A 4333-nucleotide genomic window follows, 5' to 3' on the forward strand; every position below is an offset into this window, starting at 1 on the left:
CCTTGACCTGGGCGAACCGCAGCGCCGGGAAGTGGACGTTGACCTCGCTGGCTTGGAGCGGGGAATCATCGATGGTGCGGATGTCCAGCGAGATCAGTGCCTTGGCATTATGGTGTTCCCAGAGTTGGACCCGGTTCGGGGCCGGGATTCCATGCGTGGTGAAACGTAGGTTCCGGTTCATAATCCAGCGAGTGTACTGGATCACATCCGCGACGCCAATGTGCGGGCCGATATACGGGAGTCAGGGTCGGCTGCTGAGGATGCAGAACTCGTTGCCTTCCGGGTCCGCCAGCACCACCCAGGGCACATCCTGCTGCCCCACCTCCACGCGGTGGGCGCCGAGTCCCAGGAACCGGTCCACCTCCGCGTCCCGGTCCTCCGGGCGGAAATCCAGGTGCAACCGGTTCTTGACCGACTTCTGCTCCGGAACCGGCACGAAGAGCAGCCCCGGCAGTTGATCCGCAGCGGCGCGGATCTCGACGTCCCCGTCCTCTTCGTTCACCACCATCCAGCCGAGGGCCTTGGCCCACCAGCGTCCCAAGGCCGCCGGGTCAGCCGCGTCGACAACAACCTGCTCCCATGAAAGTGGCATGCTCAGGCCGCGCTTAGTCCGGGGACCGGGCACCGGCCGTGATCCGGCGCGGGCGTCCGCCGTCGTGATCCTCCGGCGCGTCGGTTCCCTCCGCGTCCAACGCAACCGCCCGCTTGCGGAGGACGACGGCGGCCGTCGCCAGCAGCGCAACGGCACCGATGACCCACATGAAGGTTCCGGCCAGCTCGGGCGCGGCTCCCGGGGAGGACGGGCCGAACGGGCGGCCGGTCGTCCTGTACCAGGGCAACTCCAGAACCTCCGCCTGGACCGTCAGGGCCCAGCCGTAGACGGCGAAGAGGACGCCGGTTCCCGCCAGCACCGCCGGCCGCAGCACGCTGCTTGGGCCCGCGCCCGCCGTATTACGGGCCGAGGTGTCCCGGGCGGCGCCCGCGAGACTGTACACGAACACCAGGCCGATCAGCAGGGCGTGCAGGGTCATCCAGCTGTAGCCCAGCTGGGTGGTGGCGGACCAGCCTAGCAGCGGCGTGTAGTAGAAGAGGATCAGCGATCCGGCGATGAGGAATGCCGGAATGTAGGGGGCGGCGGCCAGCGGTGCCAGCGCCTTCCGGAGTAGCTGGACAATTTCCCGGCCGCCATAGCTGCCGTCCGTCCGCGGCTGCATGGCGCGCTCGGCCAGGGTCAGCGGTGCGGCCGGCACCAGTAGCAGCGGTACGATGGCGGTCAGCAGCATCTGCGTCAGCACGTGCGCATTGAACAGGAATTCCTGGTAGGCGTGCACGCCGCCGTTGGTGGCCAGGAAGAGGACCGCGACGCCGGCCAGCCACAGCACCGTGCGCCGCACCGGCCAGGACCGGCCCTGCCGGCGCAGCCGGCGGACGGCGGCCAAGTAGAAGAACACGGCGAAAGCGCAGACCAGGATCCAGAGTGGGTCCGGCCTCCACTGCGTCAGGTAGCCCAGCAGCGCCGGCTCCGGCAGGAACTCGTCCAGGCCGGTGTCCTGTGGCGTCTGCGTCCGCCCGAGCGCGGCGGCCAGGCCGGAGGCGGCGCCCATGACGGCCAGTTCCACGACGACCAGTGCCCAGAAATACCGCTGTCCGTGCCGCGGCTCCGCGGCCATCCGCTTGATGGTCCACTCGCGGTGCAGCAGGCCGACGACGCCAAGCACCACGAATGCCCCGGTCTTGGCCAGCAGGATCAGCCCGTACGGGGTAAGCAGGTCGGCGGGCGTGAAGATTCCCGCTGTGGCGGCGAGGACCCCGGAGGCGGACAGTGCGACGAAGGACATCAGCGCCAGGGTCGAATAGCGCCGGATGACGGTTTCGGTGTCCTCGCGCAGCACGGTGCGCAGGACCACCAGGGTGAGCAGGCCGCCGATCCAGACGGCTGCGGCGGCGATGTGGAGGACCAGTGAGACGGTGTTGTCCGCGTGGTCAGCTCCGCCGGCGGCATGGGAATTCATGGCCGGGGGGAAGAGTCCGGCGAAGGCCAGCAGCGCGGCCAGCGCCACCGTGCCCGGCCCCCGGGCCAGCAGGCAGCAGACCGCAGCCGCGGCGGCAATCAGCACGTTCACGGCCCCGGCGACACCCAGGTCCACCTCGGTGATGAAGATGGCCAGGTTCTGGCCGAAGGTGGGCGACGAAAACGGTTCGTTGGCCACCACCACGAAATTGAGCACCAGGACGCCCACCGCGGTGATGGTCCAGACGATGGCCGCCGTCCCGGCGAGCCGGATGGTGCGGTCATAGGCGGGCCGCTGCGGGGAAAATCCGACGGCGGCCAGCACCAGAGCGCCGAGGGTGCAGGCCGCGGCGAGGTTGAAAACCATCTTGGTGCCGGGCAGTCCCCACAGCACAAAGGCACCGATCCGGTCCAGCAACCCGACTTCCGCGCTGCCTCCGATCGAAAAAGCCCAGATCAATGCGAGCACGCTCGCGGCCCCCAGGGCCACGGCTGCGGCGATACGCAATCCGACGGACATTTCCCAGCTCCCCCAATCAGATTAGGCCTGCAATCCGTGCGCTGCCAGAGATTTCTGCGCAGACCCGCCCGGCACGGCCCATGGCAGGCCGTTCCCTTACCGGACTGTTCTCCACGATGGTCCCGGCCCCTTAGGGAAAGCTTGTGGCGTAGGGCATCCTGTAACAAAGGCCCCGCTATCCGCTGCTGTTCTACACTCAACGCACAAGCTTCTAGGAGGAGCCGCCGTGCCTACCGACCGCCATTCCGTTACCCTGCGCTTCCTCGCCGCGCCCACTGATGCGGGCCTGACCGGGACGGTCGACGGCGGCCGGGTGCTGGAGTGGATCGACAAGGCCGGCTACGCCGCGGCTGCGGGCTGGAGCGGGCGCTACTGCGTGACGGCGTACGTGGGCAATGTGCAGTTCCGCCGCCCGGTGCTGGTGGGCGAACTGGTGGAGGCCCAGGCCACGATCGTCTACACCGGCCGCACCAGTATGCACATCCAGGTGATCGTGCGGTCCTCCGATCCGCGCGAGGCCGAGGCGGTGGAGAAGACGCGCTGCCTGATCATTTTCGTGGCGATGGATGAGAACCGGAAACCCACTCCGGTACCGAAGTGGGAGCCCACAACGGAGGCGGAGACCTACCTCGAGGCCAGCGCCATCCGCCGCATCGAGTTGCGCAAGGACATCGAGGAGGAGATGGCGCGGCAGGTCTATTCCGACGCCGGCACCGGCCCCCGCACCCTCTTCCGTTTCCTGGCGGCTCCTACAGATGTGAACTGGGGCGGCAACGTCCACGGCGGCACCGTCATGCGCTGGATGGACGAGACCGCCTCGGCCTGCGCCGCCGGCTGGCTGCACGGGCCGGCGATCGCCGTCTATGCCGGCGGGGTGCGCTTCTACCGGCCGCTGAAGATCGGCCACGTGGTGGAGGTGGAGGCCCGGCTGCTCCACACCGGCAAGACCAGCATGCACATGTCCGTGCACGTGCGCTCCGGCGACCCGAAGACGGGCGAAATGGAACTTACCACGCACTCGCTGATCGTGTTTGTGGCGCTGGACAAGGCCGGGGCGTCGGTCCTGTGCAAGCGCTGGCAGCCGGCCACCGAGGAGGACCATGCGCTGGACAAGCATGCCCGACGCCTGATCCAGCTGCGCAGCCGGGCCCGCAAGGACATGGCCGCTGCCGCCATCGCAGGTACCGCGGTGCAGCAGGGCGGCGACCAGGCCGTCATGGGTGCCGCCGCCGGTACCGTCGCCGAGGCCAACGCCCCCGAACAGTGACCGAACCGGACGCCGCGGGGGCCGATGAGACCGGGTCCTGGGCCGGGCACCCGCGCGGCAGCCGGGGCTACCGCCGGATCCTGATCGCCCTGGCCTGCGCGGGGCTGGCCACCTTCGCCCAGCTCTACTCGGTCCAGGGTGTGCTGCCGCTGATCGCCCAGGACCTCGGCATCTCCGCCGCCGATGCCGCGCTGAGCGTGTCCGCCGCGACTCTCGGCCTGGCGCTGGCGGTGATCCCGTGGTCCCAGGTGGCAGACCGGGTGGGCCGGCTGCGGGCGATGACTGCCGCCGTCGTACTGGCCACCCTGCTGGGACTGCTGGTGCCGCTGGCGCCCAGCTTCCCGGCGCTGCTGGCGTTGAGGTTCGGCGAGGGCGTGGCGCTCGGCGGGATTCCGGCGCTGGCGCTGGCCTACCTGAGTGAGGAAGTCAGCCGGCTGCATGCCGCCGTGGCGGCGGGCACGTATGTCGCCGGCACCACCGTCGGCGGGCTGGCCGGGCGCGTCATTTCCGCGCCCGTGGGGGACCTGCTGAACTG

The 4333-nt window shown here is 69.4% G+C and carries 4 protein-coding genes and 1 pseudogene; 2 read left to right on the forward strand and 3 right to left on the reverse strand.

Going from position 1 to position 4333, the window contains the following annotated elements:
- The 3 genes and pseudogenes from AC5RW2_RS40795 to AC5RW2_RS40805 all read right to left on the reverse strand — a co-directional run.
- Window positions 1-181 (reverse strand): annotated as a pseudogene (locus AC5RW2_RS40795) (AraC family transcriptional regulator); the annotation flags it as partial.
- Window positions 182-241: 60 nt separating this feature from the next.
- Complete coding sequence (locus tag AC5RW2_RS40800) at window positions 242-592, reverse strand: VOC family protein (RefSeq protein WP_494031269.1); 351 nt, start codon at window positions 590-592, stop codon at window positions 242-244.
- Window positions 593-605: 13 nt separating this feature from the next.
- On the reverse strand, window positions 606-2531 hold the full coding sequence (locus tag AC5RW2_RS40805) for a bifunctional copper resistance protein CopD/cytochrome c oxidase assembly protein (RefSeq protein ID WP_494031270.1): 1926 nt from the start codon (window positions 2529-2531) through the stop codon (window positions 606-608).
- 226 nt (window positions 2532-2757) lie between these two features.
- Here AC5RW2_RS40805 and AC5RW2_RS40810 point away from each other — a divergent pair, with 226 nt between their 5' ends.
- Window positions 2758-3798 carry an acyl-CoA thioesterase gene (locus AC5RW2_RS40810; RefSeq protein ID WP_494031271.1) on the forward strand — a complete coding sequence of 347 codons (1041 nt, stop codon included), beginning with the start codon at window positions 2758-2760 and terminating at the stop codon, window positions 3796-3798.
- Window positions 3795-4333: MFS transporter (locus tag AC5RW2_RS40815; protein WP_494075278.1), on the forward strand; the 539-nt coding region annotated here is incomplete at its 3' end. The genes AC5RW2_RS40810 and AC5RW2_RS40815, both read left to right, overlap by 4 nt.

This window comes from Arthrobacter sp. B0316-1-20, assembly GCF_059091865.1.

Bases quoted from the DNA above. Each gene is read 5' to 3' on its own strand.
- AC5RW2_RS40800 (WP_494031269.1), bottom strand. From the start codon at position 592: ATGCCACTTTCATGGGAGCAGGTTGTTGTCGACGCGGCTGACCCGGCG.
- AC5RW2_RS40805 (WP_494031270.1), bottom strand. From the start codon at position 2,531: ATGTCCGTCGGATTGCGTATCGCCGCAGCCGTGGCCCTGGGGGCCGCG.